This window comes from Paenibacillus eucommiae (genome assembly GCF_017874215.1).
Taxonomy (GTDB): domain Bacteria; phylum Bacillota; class Bacilli; order Paenibacillales; family NBRC-103111; genus Paenibacillus_AI; species Paenibacillus_AI eucommiae.
This window is the reverse complement of record NZ_JAGGLB010000031.1, coordinates 37658-56607: the sequence shown is the minus strand read 5'-3', so window position 1 is coordinate 56607 and position 18950 is coordinate 37658. Positions and strand designations below refer to the sequence as shown.

Below are 18950 nucleotides of genomic sequence, written 5' to 3'. Positions count from 1 at the left end.
CAAGTCCAATGTGTGCGGATTTTCGCGCTTATTCTGCTGCTTGGGTTTGGGCCCGCCCTCGGGCGAACGTGCGTATGCTCTATTTAACGATGAAAAACATCGTTAAAGTAGAAGATCCTTCTCAGCTGCGCGCGCTCTGCTTCCCCAGCGCCTTTGATCGATAGGGATTATTTTCCATAAAAGAGAAGGGCCCTTGCGGGCAGTCCGTTTGAAATTAGCGTTTGAGCTTGGTGCTCGTGTGATTCGGGAGGAAGAGCGGTAGCGTCGGCCTTTAAAGATTTGTTCCTACCTCCTCAACCATTCCTCTCAAGGGAACAAATCTTTAACAGCGGCTGGAGCCCACATCCTTCCCTCCGCAACGCATCAAGCCATGAGCACGCACATCAAAGGACGCCGCAAAGCGTTTTTCTCACAACTAGAGTAAAGAAAGTAGTAAGATAAGAGAAGAGCTTGAAAGAATGCACATGCACACAGTATTAGGGGCTGATTTCGTCCTTAAAGTATGAGATAGTAAGTTGACACCCAAGTATAGACCGGAGGAAGGAATCATGTGGTTTGTTTTTGCTGCGGCAGCAGCTATGTGTTTTGGAATAAGAGGTATTTTGTATCAGTGGACCTCCCAACGGCCTATCGATCGCAATATGCTGCTTTTTGGAGTTTATTTGTCAGGCTCCTTAATTGCGTTTGCCCTTAATCTCAATCTAAATCAGGCATGGACTTATGGCGTGTGGATGGGAATTCCTATGGGGATTTTCTCATTTATTGCCAATGCGTCTATGTATAAAGGCTTTTCAGTAGGCAGGGCTTCGATGATCGCTATGTTTACAGGCTTGCCTCCGGTTGTTGTCGTCGTAGTGGCCTATTTCTTATGGGGAGAGGCTCTGGGGATAACGCAATTAGCCGGCTTTTTGATCGTTATCGCCGGTGTGTTAGTTATTCGGTACTCCCGCGACTTGAAGCTGGGACAACTGCAGGGCTTGCAGTGGGGTTTGCTGACGATGTTCTTTTTCGGCTTGACGGATATTTCATCCAAGCAGGCTACGCTTTTTGAAGCGGCAACGCTGCCGCTTTTGACGGTTATGTATGGCACAGGGGCGGTGTTATTTGCCAGTCTTTTTGTGCAAGCGAAGCTTAAGGCTTTGAGAAATGTATCGCAGAGGAACGCTTCCGGGCAAGCCCGGGTCTCCGGCCATGAATCTGCAACTGATCAGCAGCTGCAAGTGTCGGGGGTTTCAGTGGGTTCAGCATCGATTGCGTTACCCGCAGCATGGACAATGAAACGGACCTTTATTTGGGGGATGTTCGTTGGCATTACCAATATCGCAGGAATGATCTTTATTGTTCACGCATTTCGTGATGGCGTCACGGGGATTGTTTCAGTTATCAGTGCGATGAATCTTGTTATCGTCCTGCTCTATGCCCGTTTTTATTTAAAAGAAATGATCAGTAGAAGAGAAGCTTTAGGTATGCTGTTGGCATTGGCTGGTATCGTTGTTTTGAGGCTGGCATCTTGATGTGAAATATGTGAAATATGTAAAATGTGCATGTGCAAAATAGGTAAGGGCTGCGACAGAAGGGTGAACCTCCTGCCGCAGCCCTTATTCAGGTCTGTCTGTGTACATTTGTTTTATTTACCGTTATAGAAGGCCTCAAGCTCACGAACTATCGACTGCAGCGAGCCATCAACACGCGTCTGACGCTGAGGCTTCTCGAAAAGCGCTGAAATTTGCTCCGGGAACTGCTGCTCAATACCAATAAGCTCAATGGCTTCGTTAAACTTAGCCGGATGTGCGGTTGCCAGGGATACAATAATGTCCTGACCGCTGTTATATTTGTCCGCGGCGGCAACGCCGCAGGCAGAATGAGGATCAAGCAAATAGCCGGCTGACGCTTCGTACTGCTTGATGGTGTTCAGACATTCCTGGCCTTGTACGCCATGGGCTCCAAATTCAGTCTGAACCTTGGCAAGAGCTTCGCCGGAAATAACAATTTCTCCGTCTTTCTTGAACTGCTCCATCAGTGTGCGAATTTGTGCCGCATCCTCACCGAGCACATAGTACAGGTAACGCTCAAAGTTACTTGCTACCTGAATATCCATCGAAGGGCTGTATGTCGCACGGAATTCTCCCGGCTTATACACGCCCTCGAGAATAAACCGTTCCAAAATATTATTTTCGTTCGTAGCGAGAATCAGCTTGCCGACAGGCAGCCCCATCCGTTTCGCCAAATAGCCGGCAAAAATATCGCCGAAGTTCCCAGTCGGCACACTGAAGCTGACCTGCTTGGCTCCTGTCTGCTTCGCAACCTGGAAATAAGCGTAGAAGTAATAGACGGTTTGGGCCATGATCCGCACGAAATTAATCGAGTTGATAGCGGCCAGGTGATGGCTTGCCTTAAAGTCCAGATCGGCAAACAATTCCTTGATCATCCGCTGACAATCGTCGAAATTGCCGTCTACCGACAAATTCAGGACATTATCATCCTGAACGGTCGTCATTTGCAGCTCCTGAACCTTGCTCACTTTGCCGTGAGGGTGCAGGATGCAAATTTTGATGCCTTCTTTGCCTTTCACGCCTTCAATAGCCGATGCTCCAGTATCGCCCGAGGTTGCGCCAAGAATATGAATCTTCTTGTTATGCTTCGTCGCCACATACGTATATAATTGGCCCATAAATTGCAGAGCGATGTCTTTAAAAGCAAAGGTTGGACCGTGGAACAGCTCAAGCAGGTACAGATCATCCTTCAGCTTGCGCACCGGCGTTATTTCCGGATCACGGAAAGTTGAATAGCTTGCATTCACCAGATCCTTCAAGTCCTGCTCGGGAATTTCTCCATTTGTGTAGAGCCCGAAAATAGCCAGCACCAGCTCCTGATAGCTCAGCTCCTGCCACTTCTGCAGCGTTTCCGCCGATACAACCGGGATTTCATGCGGTACCAGCAGGCCCCCGTCATCGCCAAGTCCCATCATGAACGCGTCAATAAATCCGATTTTGCCAACATTTCCTCTTGTACTTATATATTCCATCTGTATCTCCTCCATATACGCAAATACGCCATACGCACAATTAACGTCAATCATTAGTTTAAATCATATCACCGTTTGCGTAAATAATCGAATCTGTTCTTATAAGAGTAGCATTTATTTGCAAAACATTCTATCAGAATTCAGAGCAGATTCAACGCTGTTGAGTGAGGGGGTTTATTTATGGACTGATCAAAAAAAAGTTTTTGGATCGTTTAATGCAATCCAATTCATGATATAGTCACGAAATCACAGTTTAGAGAAGAGGAAATTGGCTATGAAAATTATAACATCTCCGCTCAGCATCCGCGACTTGATATCACCAACATTGGCTGGCCTGATTTCGGTTATCGTTAACTATGGCGGTACTTTCGTGCTGGTGTTTCAAGCAGCTAAAGTGGCGGGACTGAGCCCTGAATTGACCGCATCCTGGATTTGGTCCATATCCATCGGCGTTGGCGTCACCGGAGCGTGGCTGAGCTACCGGTACCGGGAGCCGATCATTACCGCATGGTCAACACCCGGGGCAGCCTTTCTTGCCTCTGCATTGGCAGTAACACCTTATCCTGAAGCCATCGGTGCTTATATCGTATCAGCGTTGGCCTTCATCCTGCTGGGTCTGTCAGGAATGTTCGAGCGTCTGGTTCGGCTGATTCCTCCCGGTATTGCTGCAGGATTGCTCGCCGGTATATTGTTGCAATTCGGTATTGCTGCTTTTGGAGGGGTGCAAATAGACCCTGTCATTGTCGCAGTGCTGTTTATCGCCTACGCATTTCTGCGGCGGTTCACCTCAAGGTTTGCTATGGTTGGCATCTTGGTGCTTGGTCTCATGCTCCTGCTTATTACTGGAAAAGTTGATTTGCAGCATATCGAACTCAGTCTGGCCGCCCCCGTCTTCGTGGCTCCCGAATTTTCGATCAAAGCTTTGCTTGGTGTGGCATTGCCTCTATTTGTCATTACTTTGACAGGTCAATACATGCCGGGGATGCTCGTACTGCGTAACGACGGCTTCAAAACGAGCGCGAATCCAATTGTTACAATTACCGGAATAGGTTCGCTTATTATGGCTCCATTTGGTTCTCATGCCTTCAACGTTGCAGCCATTACAGCGGCGATTTGTACCGGAAAAGAGGCGCATGAAGATCCGGGCAAACGCTACATAGCGGGTATTGCCTGCGGCATTTTCTATATAGTTGTAGGTGTCTTTGGTGTGACGCTTGCCGCTCTGTTTCTGGTGCTTCCGTCAACCTTTATTGCGACACTCGCCGGACTGGCTTTGCTAGGCGCGATCGGTGGCAGTTTGTCCAATGCCATGGCTGATCCGAAGGGACGTGAGACTGCGCTTATCACCTTTCTCGCGACCGCTGCGAATATTACGCTGCTTGGCGTTGGCGGAGCATTCTGGGGACTGGTTGCCGGTCTGGTGGCACACATATTGATCCACGGCCACATACGCAAACGTAGCAAACTAGATCGCAAAGGGGAAGTACCGCATAAGGAAGTATTGACTAACAAGTAAGCAAATAAACGAGTAAAAGAGTAACGAATAAACGAATAAACGAATAAACAAATAAACAAAAAGGATGGCTTGCAGGAAGATTGCTTCAGATCAGCTCTGCAAGCCGATAAATGCCTCGCTCAATGGTTGCTTCGTCCACTTTTGCAAACCCCAAAACCCATCCCTTACGCTTGCTTTCCATACAATAAGGTTGAAGCGGATATACACGTACACCTTTCTGAAGGGCTTGGTGTGTCATTTCTACTTCATCGAACGATTCCTCTGCTTCAAGCAGCATATGCAATCCGGTTTCTATACCCCTTAGTGTAAAACGCCTTCCTAAACCGCTCGCCATAATTGCTTTTGCCATCGCCTCATGTCTACGTCGGTACACATTTCTTGCTCGTCTCATATGCCGCATAAAATGCCCATGTTCTATAAAATGCGCCAGCGTCAACTGCTCCATAATCGGAAGGTGCCGATAGGTTAGCTCTTGAACAGCGGCTAGCTGTGCAATCGCTTGGGCGGGGCCGACGATAGCAGAAATGCGGATGCCTGGTGCAACCATTTTAGAGAAACTAATCAGGTACAACGTGTTGCTCGGTTTCTGGCTAAAAAGCGTGGGAAGCGGTTCTCCACGATATCTGAATTCACTGTCGTAATCGTCCTCAATGATCCAGGCCTGATCTTGAACAGCTTTATGCAGCAGCTGCTGCCTGCGTGGGGCAGAGAGAATAACACCAACCGCGCACTGGTGCGAGGGTGTGACAAAAATGAGCTTGGAATCTGGATGAATATGTTCAACCATAAGGCCTTGCTCGTCAACGGGAACAGGCACAACCTTCATACGGCGAAAATTCATAGCCATCCAGGAGGCAGGAAAGCCGGGATCTTCGACGGAGACGATATCTCCTTCGCGCAAAAGTGCCTGTGCGATTAAATCAATACTATGCTGCGCGCCTGATGTTAGTAGAATTTGATTCGTTTGAATATGGATGCCACGTTCTAGAGACAGATAGCGCTGAATTTGATGGCGTAAGGGTTCAAACCCGTAGGGATTTCCATACGCCCAACTGGATAAATCGGTCTCTGCCGATGCATGAAGAAAAGATTGACGCCATGTCTTTTGAAAATGCGAATCCAGATAGGGTTCGTGGGGAGTAAAATCAATTTCGACGTCCATATGCTCCTTGCCTCTGAACCAGTCATGCAGCTGATTGACCGCTGTATCCAATAAAGGCAATTGAGGCGGGGGCGGCCCGACCGTCATATCTGAATCAGCTCTGCTGATTTGATTCCAGTCACTAACTCGTGTTCCACCGCGGCGAGACGTGACTGTATAGCCCCGGCTGACGAGCTCCTCATACACGATCTGTATCGTGGAGCGGGAGACTCCGACTTGTTGTGCCAATTCCCTTGATGGAATAAGCAGCTCGCCCGGGCGCCAATTGCCGCTTGTAATGTTATGAATGGCCTGATCAAGGAGCTGCTGCCATATTGGCTTTGTATCGTTACGATTTACTTTCATCATAAGTGTGTACCTCACTGCGTTTGGATTACATTTATTAAATCATTCTGGATGTATATTAGCAATCCAATGATTTAGATTAGTTTGCGAGATTAATTTGTGAGATTAATTATTAGGGAGATAAAAGGATATAAACTTATATATTATGGATTGTTCAAATATTGATTTTATGGATGTTTAAAGACACTCCAATCATTGCTATACTTTGTAACATTCCTATGAAATCGGACCAGGGAGAGGGGGATGAAATGTGGATACACATACCGAGGAAGCTAAGGACACCAAAGATGTCCAAGATAACCTTAAAGATGTAAGAAATCGCATCCAATTGGCCTGCGAGGCTTCAGGGAGAAAGGCAAAAGAGATCAGGCTGTTACTCGCGACCAAAACAGTGCCAGACACAAAAATTAGCGCGGCCATACAAGCTGGAGAGACCTTGCTTGGAGAAAATAAGGTTCAGGAGCTTCAACACAAATACCCGAGGCTTAGGCAGCATTCTCATATCGAATGGCATTTTATTGGTCATCTTCAAACGAATAAGGTGAAGGAGGTGCTGAAATATGCAACGATGATTCATTCGGTAGACCGTTTGAAATTGGGGCAGGCCTTACACAACCAGCTAACCAAAGAAAATAATAAAATGGACATCCTCGTACAAGTCAATACATCCTATGAGGAGAGCAAGTTTGGAGTTTCTCCTGAAGATACGTTGGCATTAATTGAAAGCTTATCTATTTTTGAAACACTAAACATTAAGGGCTTGATGACCATTGGCAAATTGAACGCCAAGCAGGAGGAAACAAGAAATTGCTTTCGTTTGCTTAAAAAGGTCCAAAAGCAGGTCATTGAACGGGGACTTCCTGGGGTTACAATGAATATTCTTTCAATGGGCATGTCTGGAGATTTTGAAGTGGCAATAGAGGAAGGAGCGACTATGATCAGGGTTGGTTCATCTATCTTTGGCGAGCGAATGTATCCTGATCATTATTACTGGAACGAGCATTCAGCCCGTTAGGACTTTTCTTTATAAACGATAGATTTAAATGAGTTTATGTGAATTGAATAATCAGAGGGAGTGATTTGTAAATGAATTCAGTTCGTTACCAAGTTAGGGAATGTAGGGATCAGGAGAAAATTGAACAATTTCTTTGTACAGCTAGAATTGGAAATTTAGGACTCGTGGATGGCAAGCTGCCTTATGTAGTTCCGCTCAACTATGTATGGACAAATGGGAAGCTTTATTTTCACGGTGCTGGCGGAGGCAGACGCAATCAAATTATGAGTGAGAACCCTGAAGCATGTTTTACGGTATGTGAGGAATACGGTACCCTAACCGATCCAGTTCCGGCCAAGACGGATACGGCCTATATGAGCGTTATGATTTTTGGCAAAGCAGAGCTTGTCTCAGATCTGGATGAGGCTACAGAAGTACTGCAGGTCATGATAGACAAATATGTACCTGGATATTACAATCGGCCACTACCTAAGAGACATGTTGAAAAATACAGATCGTCTGTATATGGAAGCGCGGTTCAGGTATATCGAATCGAGCCATCTCAAGTAACAGCGAAGGAAAGTCCGATTGAAGCAGATAAATTGTTCAAGCCAGGTATAGTCGGCACAGAAGCGGGTGAACATTGAAATAAGTATTGAGGTAAACGATGGAATAAACCATGAAATAAACCATGAAATGATGGAGACGAGGATTAGCATTTTCAAACGTATACGAGTGAAGGAAGTAGAAGCTTGTTGTCCATTGGGCACCTCACCCGTGCCTTGCTTTTTTGGCTCACAGTCAACAAACAGGTATTTGATGCGCTAGAGGTAAGTGGGGGCTTTCACTTAACGATGTTTTTCATTGTTAAAGTAAGTTTGAGGAGACCAGGTGGTACTTTAACGATGAAAAACATCGCTAAAGTAGCAGCGCGCCAGTTCAACTCGCTCCTCTCAGGTTCATCACCCCATGAGCGTTTGCCCGCTAGGAAGTTTCCTCAGCCAAGAGAAGAACTCTTTGCTAGCAGCCCGTTTGAGTTTGCTCTGTTCTGCACTTTGTAGCTGAGTGAGGGAATGGCTGTGGGTGGAAGAGCGATAGCGTCCACATTTAAAGACTTGTTCTCACCTCAGCAGCCATTCCATTCAAGGGAACAAATCTTTAACAGCGGCTGGAGCCCGTAGCCCTTCCCTCCGCAACTCACCCAAGTCACGAACACGCACCTCAAAGGACTCTACAAGGAGTTTTTCCCAAAGTTATTTAATCGTTGACAGCAGAACCGAAGCGATCTATAATCCATCTATGAGAATGATAATCATTATGGTTGTTCGTTAGGATAAGGGGATACCAACTAAGGGGATATCAAGTATGAATGGTAAAGGCGCGCAGCGCCATCGTATACTTTTTGCGACAGTTTGTTTGTTATATATCGCAGGAAGTTTTTTTGTATTCTGCCCTGTTTCTTACGCTTCGGGAAATACGTCATCGGATGAAGCGGCCATTGTGATCGGGCATGTGGAGGAACTGAAAGCCGCACTGGAGAAGGATGATCCAGAACGTGCGAAACAGGTTTTTGGAACCGTAAAGAAATGGTGGACCGTGAATAAAAAGCTCGTCAAACAAACATCGCTGCAAATGTCACTGGAGATTGACAGCCAAATTGCCGGGATATCCTTAGCACTGCTGAACAAGGAAAATGAGCAGGCACTGGAGCTGGTGGGGACGCTGCAGTTTTCACTGAACAACTACAGGGACGGCGCCTATATCGATAATGAAGGGAACCAGCGTATGACACTGGGGACCTACATTATGAAGCTGCGGCAAACTGGCGATCTGATACAGCAGCAGAAGTGGAATGAGGCCCAGGGCGAATTGAAGCAGCTGCAGCAGCAGTGGCTGTCCGTTGAAGGTGATATCGTCAGCAAATCACAGACAGTCTACAATCATGCCGAGAGGGACCTGGTTTTGTTGGATGCCTATTTGTCCAATACGGATCAGCACTTACTGGCTATGCCTGTGATGGAGCGGCTGATTGCTTCTTTAACACCGTTATCCGATGCCCAATATTCGTGGTGGGACGCCGCCCTGATCCCTTTGCGGGAAGGGCTCGAAGCCATGCTTGTTGTAGGCTCGCTGCTCATGTATGCCAAGAAGGCTGCTTCCAGGCCCGCCAAACGATGGGTGATCGGGGGTTCTGCAGCTGGGCTGTTTATTTGTGTGGTAGCGGGTTTTTGTGTTGCTTTCTTGTTCTCGTCGAGTGCATTTGGACACAATAGCTCCCTGATCAATGGATGGACGGGTGTGCTGGCTAGTGTGCTGCTGCTCTATGTGAGCTATTGGCTGCATCGTAATTCAGATGTGAAGCGATGGAACCGTTTTTTGGAAATGAAAAGCTCGCAGGCGTTGTCCGGAGGGAGAATGATCTCACTTGGAGTCCTTGCTTTTTTTGCAATTGTACGGGAAGGGCTGGAGACGGTTATTTTTCTTATCGGCATGGCGGGTAAAATGTCTGGAGGCGAGCTTGCGGGAGGCATAGCCGCGGGATTTGGCATTCTCATTCTATGTGCGTTTGCGATTATGAAAGCAGGTGCGCGCCTTCCCGTCCGTCCGGTCTTTTTGGCTTCAAGCCTGATCGTCTTTTATCTTTGCTTCAAGTTCATGGGCTCTGGCATCCACAGCTTGCAAATGGCCGGTGTGCTGCCAGCCGCTGTAAAGGATTATTTGCCTGAATATGTATCCATCAGTTTATATCCGTCGTGGTACAGCACGCTGCCGCAATTATTGTTCGTTTGTGCAGGGATTTCCATGGTTGTTTATCAGAAGGTAATGGCTGCTCATAAGGAAGCTCGTCATATTTCGCAGGCGTAAACCGCCAAAAACTAGGAGGAAACACGATGTTCAAATCATTTAAAACAATTGCCGCAGCTTCACTGGTAGGTATGCTGCTGCTATCCGCTTGCAGTAATGAATCGAAGGACCCTGGACAAGCTAGCAATCCGCAGGAGACGCCAGCAGCGGAATCTTCGGAATCAGCGAAAAGTAAAGATGCTATCAAGCAGGGAACTGTGAAGCTCCAGGAAGAAACGACGAAGCTGCAGGAAGCCATTCAAAAGCAGGATGCTGCGGAAGTGAAGCGTCTTGGTAAATCGGTTAACGATATCTGGATCTCCTACGAAAATACGGTACGCCAAACGTTCCCGCTCGAATATACCGATGTTGAAAAGTACGAAATGCCGATTTTCTCGGCTTCGGCTTATGATAAGGTTGATTTTACCGCTCTAAAAGGAACTGCAGAGAAATTGCAGGAAGCATTGACCAAGCTGCTGAGCGCCAAAGAGACTACAGCGAACACTTCAGAAATTTTGAATAAGGCAGTAGCCAATTACAAGGTGTTTGTTGATGAACAGGCAGATAATCTGGCCATTCAGACGAAGGTTTTTGCTGCTGCTGTGAAGGCGGGAGATATGGAAAAAGCGAAGCTTGAATATACGAAGGCGCGTGTCTACTTTGAAACGATTGAGCCGATCGCAGAAAGCTTCGGGGAGCTTGATCCCAAGATCGACGCCCGTCTGGCCGACGTAGAGAACGAAAGTGAATGGACGGGATATCACCGCATCGAAAAAGCGCTCTGGCTGGATAAATCGCTGGAGGGACAGGACAAGTATGCGGATCAATTGATCAAGGATACGGAAGAACTGCAGGCGCAGATCAAATCACTTCAATTGGAGCCAAAGGCGATGGTGGCTGGTGCCATGGAGCTGCTGAACGAAGCGGCTACCTCGAAGATTACAGGAGAAGAGGAATTGTACTCCCGGACGGATTTGGTCGATCTTGCGGCCAATGTGTATGGCTCCAAAACGGTTTATCTGGCAATAATACCTGCTTTGAATGAGAAAAATCCTGATTTGGGGACACAACTGGATCAACAGTTTATGGCGATGGAACAAAACCTTATGAACTATCAGAAGGATGGCGAATATGTCACCTACGATCAATTAACTACAGAACAAATTCGCCAAATCAGCGATCAGCTTAGCCAGCTCTCCAACCTGATGTCTCAGACAGCCAGCATTTTATAAGAGGGCAGGGAGGCCGGTTCCAAATGGACAAGGAAAAGGATTCAAAAGAAGATTCAAATAAAGCCTCAATATCGCGGCGCGAATTTATTAAATTGTCTGCCATCGCCGGCTCGGGAATTGCGATTGGAGCTGCAGGCATTGGCCTGTTTGGGGGGAGGGGAAGCTCACAGGGAGTGAGCTCCCACACCCTTGACGCCAAAGCGGAAGCTGTACCGATGTACGGCGAGCACCAGGCGGGCATTATCACTCCGCAGCAGACATATATGTACTTGGCGAGCTTCCGCATAACCGTATCTGACAGGGCTTCCCTGATACGATTGTTTCGCGACTGGACTCGTTTCAGCGATTTGAGCACAGCTGGTGGAACGATGCAGACAGGGGATAATCCGCTGCTTCCTCCGAGTGATACCGGGGAGACACTGGATTTGCCCGCTGCTCGTTTAACCGTTACGTTTGGTTTTGGACCTTCATTTTTTAATGAAGGAGGGAAGGACCGCTTTGGCATAACTGCGATGGCGCCGCTTTATCTCAAGGACATTCCGCGTATGGCACGGGATAATCTGAATCCCGCATTGTCTGGCGGGGATGTCTGTATTCAGGTATGCGCGGAGGATCAACAGGTAGCCTTCCATGCTATCCGCAACTTCACCCGGCTGTCCACAGGAATGGCTGCGTTAAATTGGATGGAGGAAGGCTTTATCAGCGGAACAGCTGGGAAAACACCCCGGAATTTATTCGGCTTTAAGGACGGCACGGCCAATGCGCTCCATCAGACCGCAGCCGGGTATGACGAGGTCGTATGGGCGGCAGATGGGGAGCCGGACTGGATGAAGGGTGGTTCTTACCTGGCTTATCGCAAGGTGCGTATGCTGCTTGAAATGTGGGATCGTTCTTCCTTGACCGACCAGGAGGATACTTTTGGCCGGTCTAAGGAATCGGGCGCAGCCTACGGTAAGAGTAATGAATTCGATCCAGTGGATGTGTCTCAGATGCCGGCTGATGCGCATGTGCGGCTGGCTAAGCAAGCTGGACAGCAGATCCATCGGCGGGCCTATTCTTACACAGGAAGCGTAGATCCCCGTACGGGAAATGTGGACGCGGGCCTTCTATTTATTAGCTTTCAGAAAAATCCGGATCTGCAGTTTTTACCCATGCTTCAGCTGATGCAGAACCAGGATGCGCTCAATCCGTACACCTCTCACGTGGCCAGCGCGCTATTTGCTTGTCCAAAGGGCTTGCGTGAAGGCCAATATATAGCCCAGAATATCCTTGAAGCCTGAGCAATGAAATAGGAAGAAAGAAGAAAGCAGCTCTGCTGAATGGGAGCTGCTTTTTCATTTGGGCATTTTATCTTATAATGATGAAGCGTGCACACATAAATGCTATTTAGATGCTGGTACCAATAGATACAGGGGAGGGGCAATTCATGCAGAGCAAAGCCGCAAAATGGATTATTATACCCGTATGGGTACTTCTGATTGCTCTTGTTTCCGCTTGCAGATCTGACTTGAGTGATGAGAGTAAAGAAGCAGGCATGACCCCGGCAACGGTTACAGAAGAAAGCAATTTGCATGGGAAAGCTGCTGACCCGCTAGGCAAGTATGATCCTCCAATTGAAGTGACAGCCATAAGGCAGCTAGGGATATCAACCAAGTTTGCCGCAGGAGAGTCGATCGAAAAAAATGCCTGGAACCAGCTCTATGAAGACGAGTTTGGCATCAAGCTGAAATATTTGTGGGTTGCTGACCCTAGCCAATATAATCAAAAGTTTAATATACTGCTGGCTTCCGGGAAGCTGCCGGATATTATGCCGGTTGACGGCACCCAGTTCAAACAATTGGTGGAGGCAGATATGCTGGCTGACTTGACCGAGGCGTTGGAAAACTATGGGCTGCCGATAACGAAACAGTTGCTGAACAAAGACGGAGGCATGGGTCTTGAATCCGCCACATTCGACGGGAAATTGTTGGGGATACCCGTTACCGCGAGTGCGGTTGATGAAGCGCCACTTCTTTGGGTGCGGACAGACTGGCTCCAAAAGCTGAATTTGCCCGAGCCGCAAACGATGGACGATGTATTCAGGATAGCGGAAGCATTTAGCAATCAGGATCCTGATGGGAATCATAAAAAGGATACTTATGGCCTAGCCTTAGACAAAGGCGTATTTGGCCTGGTGCCAGGCTTGCAGGGATTTTTCAACAGCTACCATGCCTACCCGCAAATTTGGGTTGAAGATCAATCCGGTAATTACGTGTACGGCAGCATTCAGCCCGAAATGAAAGAAGCTTTAGTCAAGCTGAACCAAATGTACCAAACAGGGCAGATTGACCGTGAGTTCGGAGTGAAGGATGCGGAGAAAATATATCAAGATATAAATGCCGGGAAATTGGGGATGCTGTATGGTCTCATGTATGCTCCGACTTATTTTGCAGATGGTAAAAAGCTGGATGCAGAGATGGAATGGAAGCCATTTCCTCTGCCATCGATTGATGCTAGCAAGGCTAAGCCGCAATTGGTGTTTAATGTGGGTAAATATTATGTTGTGAAAAAGGGAATGAAGCATCCTGAGGCTGTAGTGAAGATGCTGAATGCTTTCAGCAACGACTGGGACCGGAGCAAATATCCGCTGACTGCAATTAACCAGGACGGTGATATTTCCAAATGGCTGTATGCGCTTGTAGCCGGCTCCAATCCGACGCAAAATCTGGAGATGTATGAAAGAGTGTCCAAGGCTTTGGAGGCGAAGGATGAGACGCTCTTGGATCCGAAAGCACCGGGCCAGAGGCTCTTTTATGACCACATTCTTAATTACAAGAAAGAGGATATTAACAGCTGGGGATATTTAAGAATCTATGATGCCCAAGGGCTTTTATACGATTACAACAAAAAGAATGGCTTTCTAATGACAGCCTATACCTCAGGACCTTCAGAGACGATGGTAGAAAAAGATGCAACCTTGAAGAAAATGGAAATAGAAACGTTTACTAAGATTATAATGGGGGAAGATACGATAGAGGCTTTCGATACATTTGTTGAAAATTGGAAAATGCTAGGCGGCGATATTATTACTGCAGAAGTGGAACAATGGAAACAAGAAAATAGTAGGAAAATTATGGAAAAATAGTTAATGGTGCCACGGGGTGAAGCTTATTTCGTCTGTCCGCTCAAGGAGCCGTTTTCCTACTCAGTAGGCTGAAAGAGGTCACACTATTTCATCCTTATTGTCATCACTATCCCAATTTCGGTCAGGAAACAGATGCCTGCTGACTGTCCCCCACATCCATTCCATTCAAGGGAACAAATCTTTAACAGCGGTTGGAGCCCACAGCCCCAATGTTGTCAGGTTAAGCAACTTCTCAGGCGATACGCCGAGCAGCCCGAGCAATGGCAAGCGGAGAGCGGAGAGCGTACGGATTTCTAACGGACATGCTTGCACCTTAGACGCGCTTTTTCATCGGTCGCCCATCCTAACGGACATTAGCGACTCTTAACCCGCTCAACAAGGGAAAAATACACTCCGTTAGAGCTGTAAGAGGCGCTAATGTCCGTTAGAATTCCAGCTGGGCTTTTGGGGGGCGCTAAGGAGCGCTGGTGTCCGTTACAGTTGCTGGCTTCCCATTCGCGTCCGCTGCCCCTCGTTAACCTGAAAACATTGGCCCACAGTCCTTCCCTCTTCCATGCACCCAAGCAATAAACACGCTCCTCGAAGGACGTCTCAGAAGGTCATATTTCCCTTTTACAAAATCTTTAATTGCCATTAACATCCCCCGTACAAGTGTTGATTAAACTTTGTATGAGTGTATCCAATGAACAATTTGGAAGGGTGATAATATGGAAAACATTGATAGACGCAAATTTTTATCTTATTTAGGTAAAGGGACGGCTGCTCTTGCTGTGGCATCAACGGGATTGGGAAGCTTTGTGGAGGGTAAAGCCGGGGCAACAGCTGCCAGCCATTTATTCGGTTATAAGACGAACAAGGTTTCGGGCTATTTTTCGCATATCGCTCCTTCCACAGAAGACAGGCTCATTTTGCCACAAGGTTATACTTATCAAGTTGTTGCCGCCTACGGCGATGTGATTAACAAAAGTGGGGATACGTTTGGTTTTAATAATGACTTTACGGTCTATTTTCCGATCGAGGGCTCGAATAAGCGCGGATTACTGTGGGTTAATCATGAGTATTCCAGTGAGGTTTTTGTTCACGGCAAGAAAGTAGGCAAACTGACCAAGGCGCAAATTGAAAAATCGCTTTACACTCAAGGCGGCTCGATTATTGAAGTTTTCCGCAATGAAAAAGGCGAATGGAAAATGGACACAAGCTCCAAATACGCTCGGCGTGTAACCGGATTAACTCCGTTCAAGCTGGTTGGGGTAGCTGCCGGAACCAAATCTGTGAACTATGCGAACACGGTACAAGGGACCTTTGCTAATTGCTCCGGGGGCATGACGCTGTGGAATACCTTGCTGTCTTGTGAAGAAAACTTTGAAGAGACAAGTGCAGAGGCAGGTCTTGATCCTACTCACTATGGCTGGGTTGTGGAAGTTGATCCTTTTGACAGTAAGTTCGAGGTTCGCAAGCATACGGCATTAGGACGGTTTAACCATGAAAATACAGCTATGGGGCTTTCCAAGGGAGGCAAGGTTGTCGTGTATATGGGCGATGACAAAAAAGATGCCTGCATTTACAAGTTTATTAGCAGCGGAAACTACGCCCCCTCGTTAGGACGGGCGAACACGAAACTGCTTACTGAGGGAACCCTTTATGCTGCCGATATGAAAAAAGGGAAATGGGTTGCTCTTACGATTGAAGCGGTGCAAAAGCTGTTGAGTGACAGCAATTACAAGGTTCCTGCCCTTCTCGGCAAGAAAAAGGAAGACCTGAAAGCCCTGTTCCAAACACAGGCGGACATTGCTGTAAATACACATGATGCGGCTATTATTCTTGGAGCTACGCCGACAGACCGGCCAGAAGATATCGAAATTTGTCCCTTTGACAATACGTTTTTCGTTGCTCACACGAATAATGATAACCATGGAAATATTCATGGGCATATTACCCGTTTCTTCGAGAAGGATTCCGATCTGGGGGCGATGGAATTTGATTTTGAGATTTTTGCCGCAGGCGGCCGTCAAAGCGGGTTTAGCGCGCCTGATAACTTGACGTTCGACAGCAATGGCAACCTGTGGACGGTTACGGACATTTCCTCAAGCAGCATGAACAAGGGTGTTCATACGTCATTTGGAAATAACGGCATGTTTGTGATTCCGACATCCGGCTCCAACATCGGAAATGCGCTGCAATTCGCATCCGCTCCGATTGATGCCGAGCTAACCGGCCCTTGGTTTACACCGGATGAGAGTACACTGTTTTTGGCAGTTCAGCATCCTGGAGAAAATACGACAGATATCAATAAGCCTACGAGCATGTGGCCCCACCGTACAGGTGATAAGATCCCTCGTCCTGCTGTAGTGGCGATTACCGGCTTTGCCTTTTAATAGATTGAAACATATGAATGCACATAGCCTCATGGATTACGATCTTGTTGACCGTTGTCCATGAGGCTTTTTTCAACTTTTTACAAAGTATAATTAAGTTTCTTCGATGTGCTAGAGTTCAGGCTTGTGTATGTGTGTGCGAGCGTGCGTGCGTGCGCGTTGGAATAACTGACCACACTCAAGACTACCCTGAGTAGTTTAATGATATAAAACATCACTAAAAAGCAGCTTCCACCCCAAAACCTCGTTTTTAACGATGAAAAACATCATTAAACTCACAAATTCGCAGCAAGCTTCTCCCCATGACAGGACGGAGGCGGCAGCACCACATTTGAGTAGATCAATCTTTGTAAATCTTTGTGCCTATTCCTCTTTAGCAGGAATTTGAATCGGCAAATCCAGCCATGCCACACCGATGTCGCGGAAAAGCTGGTTAGTTCCGTCGCCTTCCACACCATCGTAGAAGATGGCCAGCTTGTCATTGTGGCGAATTACGCTAGGCGCGCCTATGATAGTTTTCGACCAGTTGGACATGCTGCCGTCCAGTACGAGGGCTTTGTCATCAACATTCCAGGTTTGAATGTCCTTAGTCCAGTAAACCCATACGGCATCGGTGTACTCCATTTTTTCATTGAGTCCGACATGGTTGGTAAATAAGAACCAGGTCCCTGTTTCCTCTTCGAAAAATAGGTGGCTGTTCTCAATCTGCTCCTCAAGCGGGAATAAAGGCTCCGGATCTACGGTCCATTCGCTGTCTAAATCCTTGGTGCGGGCTATGCCTAACGTGCGTTTCGTGATTTTATTTGAATCGAGTACCGAAGCACTGAAAAATTGAAGATACTCATCCCCATCTTTTACGATAGCTCCTGAGCTTGCAGTTGTGCTGTAATAAGTATTTTCTTTCATTCTGAAAGGAACAACATCTTGTTTAATCCAAGGTCCGTAAGGGGAATCGGACTTCGCCTTCATCGTCACATATGGGAAATCGGGAATATCATACGGGTGCACACGGGCATAATTCGAGCCTATATAAAACATATGCCAAACGCCATCTTCCAGATAAGGAACACCATATACTGCGCAGCTCGAATCGTCCGCTCCTTCTGGACCGAGATCAAGAATGACACCTTTTTTCTCCCAGTTAATTAAATCTTTGCTGGTTGCAAGGTAATTTCTCCAGCCGGTTTTATCGTCGGAAGCATCGTAATGCATAAGATAAGTGCCTTCATGCTCAAAAACAAGCGCTTCTCTAATGCCATAACCATCAACTTCTGTACCACTGCGTCTTAAAACAATACCTTGATCCGTAGCAGGAATGGTTAATTTAACGCCAGGTCTGCCATCTAAATATTTGCTATTCAAAACAAGTCACCCTCTCATTTTGCGATTATGCGTATGAAGTTGCTGTAATTCGGTTTTATGATAACGGGTACTTTTGAAATAATCAAGCTCATTTTTTTTTTGTTTTTTTGGCTGGGAAAGTTATTGACAGCGTTTTAAAATGGATGTACAATTCAATTAATTGGTCTGACAACTTACTGATTTTCGTCTGGAGAGATAAACATGCTAAAGTCGTTAAAAAGACAGAAGTTGCACGAATCCATAACGGAAGAAGTGCTTAAATTTATAGAAGAAAAGGGTTACAGCCAGGGAGACCGGCTGCCTACCGAACGTTTTTTTTGTGAACAGTTTCAAATCAGCCGACCTTCTTTCCGTGAAGCTATGAAAAAGCTGGAGAGCTTTGGCGTGATTGAAATTAAGCCTGGAAGCGGTATGTATCTGCTTGCCGAGAAAACAATTTTGGCGGAAATGGCTAATTTCAAGCTCAAGGTGTCACTGGAAAAAAAGGCGATATTGGAAATGCTCGATATGCGTGAAATGATGGAGAAGCACGCGATCGAACAAATCATTAAACAAGAGAACACCTTTTATTTGGACAAGCTTGGGGAAATTGTTGATGAATACGATCGTAAAAGAAATAAGGGAGGCATTCCCCGCCAAGAGGATTATTTGTTCCACCGCACTTTGTATGAAGGCTCCGAAAACGGGCTGATGCTTACTTTGTTCGATTCAATCAAGGAAATGGACTTGTTATGGGCCGACCGCGTCATTGACGCTTTGGATATACACGTTTTCGGCAGAGAAACTGAGCCCCTGCATCGTCTTATCTATGAAGAAATGAAAGCCGGAGATGTCAGGAATGCCAAAAAGCTGATGCGAAAGCACTTTGACATCATGCGCGATGATTTGAAACAGTTGGAAGATAAGCTATCTTTCTAACCGCGTGGCATAAGCAATCCGAATGAGGAGAATCTTCCTCTCCTTGGCTTCTG

At 46.8% G+C, this 18950-nt stretch carries 14 protein-coding genes; 11 read left to right on the top strand and 3 right to left on the bottom strand.

Translation table 11 applies throughout. The features are described 5' to 3' along the window. The first annotated feature begins 548 nt into the window (after positions 1-548). Positions 549-1514, top strand: coding sequence for an EamA family transporter (locus J2Z66_RS32550; RefSeq protein WP_209976947.1), 966 nt, complete (start codon positions 549-551; stop codon positions 1512-1514). Positions 1515-1627: 113 nt separating this feature from the next. Here the strand turns inward: J2Z66_RS32550 and thrC are convergent, their stop codons facing one another. Further along, positions 1628-3025 (bottom strand): threonine synthase, encoded by a 1398-nt coding sequence (thrC, locus tag J2Z66_RS32545; protein ID WP_209976946.1) that lies wholly within the window; start codon positions 3023-3025, stop codon positions 1628-1630. Between the two features lie 274 nt (positions 3026-3299). Between thrC and J2Z66_RS32540 the strand changes: the two genes are divergently transcribed. Continuing rightward, complete coding sequence (locus J2Z66_RS32540) at positions 3300-4541, top strand: benzoate/H(+) symporter BenE family transporter (protein WP_209976945.1); 1242 nt, start codon at positions 3300-3302, stop codon at positions 4539-4541. 85 nt (positions 4542-4626) lie between these two features. Here J2Z66_RS32540 and pdxR read toward each other — a convergent pair whose 3' ends face one another. Further along, positions 4627-6051, bottom strand: coding sequence for a MocR-like pyridoxine biosynthesis transcription factor PdxR (gene pdxR / locus J2Z66_RS32535; protein ID WP_209976944.1), 1425 nt, complete (start codon positions 6049-6051; stop codon positions 4627-4629). Positions 6052-6298: 247 nt separating this feature from the next. Here pdxR and J2Z66_RS32530 point away from each other — a divergent pair, with 247 nt between their 5' ends. The 8 genes from J2Z66_RS32530 (at position 6299) to J2Z66_RS32495 (ending at position 16617) form a co-directional block, all read left to right on the top strand. Further along, positions 6299-7063: a YggS family pyridoxal phosphate-dependent enzyme gene (locus J2Z66_RS32530; RefSeq protein ID WP_209976943.1), complete on the top strand. Its 765-nt coding sequence runs from the start codon at positions 6299-6301 to the stop codon at positions 7061-7063. 71 nt (positions 7064-7134) lie between these two features. Next, complete coding sequence (locus J2Z66_RS32525; protein WP_209976942.1) at positions 7135-7689, top strand: pyridoxamine 5'-phosphate oxidase family protein; 555 nt, start codon at positions 7135-7137, stop codon at positions 7687-7689. A gap of 105 nt (positions 7690-7794) precedes the next feature. After that, entirely contained in the window at positions 7795-8103 is a 309-nt protein-coding gene (locus J2Z66_RS32520) for a hypothetical protein (RefSeq protein WP_209976941.1), read from the top strand. Positions 8104-8407: 304 nt separating this feature from the next. Beyond that, the gene (locus J2Z66_RS32515) at positions 8408-9907 is read left to right on the top strand and encodes an FTR1 family iron permease (protein ID WP_209976940.1); all 1500 of its coding nucleotides are present in this window, start codon (positions 8408-8410) and stop codon (positions 9905-9907) included. A 26-nt stretch (positions 9908-9933) separates the two neighbouring features. After that, positions 9934-11118, top strand: a complete 1185-nt coding sequence (gene efeO, locus J2Z66_RS32510) for an iron uptake system protein EfeO (protein ID WP_209976939.1) — start codon at positions 9934-9936, stop codon at positions 11116-11118. A gap of 23 nt (positions 11119-11141) precedes the next feature. Continuing rightward, positions 11142-12398: an iron uptake transporter deferrochelatase/peroxidase subunit gene (efeB, locus tag J2Z66_RS32505; RefSeq protein ID WP_209976938.1), complete on the top strand. Its 1257-nt coding sequence runs from the start codon at positions 11142-11144 to the stop codon at positions 12396-12398. Between the two features lie 146 nt (positions 12399-12544). Beyond that, positions 12545-14242 (top strand): extracellular solute-binding protein, encoded by a 1698-nt coding sequence (locus tag J2Z66_RS32500; protein ID WP_209976937.1) that lies wholly within the window; start codon positions 12545-12547, stop codon positions 14240-14242. Between the two features lie 707 nt (positions 14243-14949). Continuing rightward, positions 14950-16617 carry a PhoX family protein gene (locus J2Z66_RS32495; RefSeq protein ID WP_209976936.1) on the top strand — a complete coding sequence of 556 codons (1668 nt, stop codon included), beginning with the start codon at positions 14950-14952 and terminating at the stop codon, positions 16615-16617. A 363-nt stretch (positions 16618-16980) separates the two neighbouring features. Here the strand turns inward: J2Z66_RS32495 and J2Z66_RS32490 are convergent, their stop codons facing one another. Further along, complete coding sequence (locus tag J2Z66_RS32490; RefSeq protein WP_209976935.1) at positions 16981-17979, bottom strand: glycoside hydrolase family protein; 999 nt, start codon at positions 17977-17979, stop codon at positions 16981-16983. A 201-nt stretch (positions 17980-18180) separates the two neighbouring features. On the opposite strand from J2Z66_RS32490, the gene J2Z66_RS32485 reads away from it, so the two are divergent. Next, a complete protein-coding gene (locus J2Z66_RS32485) occupies positions 18181-18897 on the top strand; it encodes a FadR/GntR family transcriptional regulator (RefSeq protein WP_209976934.1) in 717 nt (238 codons plus the stop codon). Positions 18898-18950: the final 53 nt, after the last annotated feature.

Bases quoted from the DNA above. Each gene is read 5' to 3' on its own strand.
- J2Z66_RS32550 (WP_209976947.1), top strand. From the start codon at position 549: ATGTGGTTTGTTTTTGCTGCGGCAGCAGCTATGTGTTTTGGAATAAGA.
- thrC (WP_209976946.1), bottom strand. From the start codon at position 3,025: ATGGAATATATAAGTACAAGAGGAAATGTTGGCAAAATCGGATTTATT.
- J2Z66_RS32540 (WP_209976945.1), top strand. From the start codon at position 3,300: ATGAAAATTATAACATCTCCGCTCAGCATCCGCGACTTGATATCACCA.
- pdxR (WP_209976944.1), bottom strand. From the start codon at position 6,051: ATGATGAAAGTAAATCGTAACGATACAAAGCCAATATGGCAGCAGCTC.
- J2Z66_RS32525 (WP_209976942.1), top strand. From the start codon at position 7,135: ATGAATTCAGTTCGTTACCAAGTTAGGGAATGTAGGGATCAGGAGAAA.
- J2Z66_RS32515 (WP_209976940.1), top strand. From the start codon at position 8,408: ATGAATGGTAAAGGCGCGCAGCGCCATCGTATACTTTTTGCGACAGTT.
- efeO (WP_209976939.1), top strand. From the start codon at position 9,934: ATGTTCAAATCATTTAAAACAATTGCCGCAGCTTCACTGGTAGGTATG.
- efeB (WP_209976938.1), top strand. From the start codon at position 11,142: ATGGACAAGGAAAAGGATTCAAAAGAAGATTCAAATAAAGCCTCAATA.
- J2Z66_RS32500 (WP_209976937.1), top strand. From the start codon at position 12,545: ATGCAGAGCAAAGCCGCAAAATGGATTATTATACCCGTATGGGTACTT.
- J2Z66_RS32495 (WP_209976936.1), top strand. From the start codon at position 14,950: ATGGAAAACATTGATAGACGCAAATTTTTATCTTATTTAGGTAAAGGG.
- J2Z66_RS32485 (WP_209976934.1), top strand. From the start codon at position 18,181: ATGCTAAAGTCGTTAAAAAGACAGAAGTTGCACGAATCCATAACGGAA.